Here is a 1,020-nt window from a genome sequence, read left to right as displayed (position 1 = left end):
GCGCATAATGCGCGATTTACAGTGATCTTTGATGCTTGGCCAGCCTTGCTTCTTGAGGTGTTGTTTCCAGCCTAAATCGTCCTCTTTAATGATGAACTGACGGTCAGCGTCATCGAGCACAATCATTTCCATCACCACTAAACGGCCACTTTCTCCTGACACACCGCCTTCTTTGTTGCACTTCTCACAGCCACAAGGGTTGAGCAGGCGCACGTTCTTGAGCTCATCCTCTGAGCACAGCTTTTCAAGTTGACTGATTTTGAGCGCCAGCTTGTCCGAACTGTTGATGCTGGAGTACGCTTTTTTTGCTGCCTCAGCGTCGCGGTCAGCAAATGAGAACGCGCAGTCACACAGCTTTCTCACCAGTTTGACGTGCACAAACATCGCCATCAGGTCGGGCGCGCCCACAATCGCTGCCGGCATTTTCAGTTGCTGGATGAAGGTTTGCGCCACCCCTAATGCGCTGTTGGTGTGCAAGGTGGCCAGTGCCAATCCACCGGTTTCGGCTTTACGGCAAAATTCAGCTGCCGTGGGCGTATCACGGATTTCACCAATGTTGGAGATGTCCACGTCGTGGCGCAGCGTCTCTTTACAGTAAAAGGCGTAATCCATTTTTACCCCTGAGCCTTCAAAGGTCTCAAGACTCGGCTGCACTTGGGTTTTACTGACAAAGTCCTGTGAAAACTCCACTGGGTCTTCCAGGGAATGCACGTTACGCGCAATGCGATCTACTTTTTCCAGCAGGGCGTACACCAGGGAGCTTTTACCGGAACCCATCGGACCGGTAATGATGATCCCCCCTTGGCGTTTGTGCACCATCTGGATGAGCGTGGCTAAATATGGGGTTGGTAAGTCCATGTCTTCGAGTGACAAGGCTTTGTTTTTTGGCGTCAGACAGCGCAGCGTCAGTTTCGGGCCATCGTGGGTTGGAATGAGCGCCGCGCGCCATTCAAACAAGCGCAGCTCATTGCCGACTTTAAGCGGAAGGCTGAATCGGTCATTGGCGGGCAGGGTGTATTT

1 protein-coding gene is annotated in these 1,020 nt (G+C 52.5%); it reads right to left on the bottom strand.

Going from position 1 to position 1,020, the window contains the following annotated elements; all coding sequences use genetic code 11:
- On the bottom strand, positions 1–1,020 hold a 1,020-nt coding region (locus OU793_RS24575; protein WP_274647912.1), incomplete at both ends, for a GspE/PulE family protein.

It is taken from the genome of Vibrio sp. VP6 (genome assembly GCF_028823755.1).
Taxonomy (GTDB): domain Bacteria; phylum Pseudomonadota; class Gammaproteobacteria; order Enterobacterales; family Vibrionaceae; genus Vibrio; species Vibrio parahaemolyticus.
This window is presented reverse-complemented; position numbering and strand designations above follow the sequence as displayed.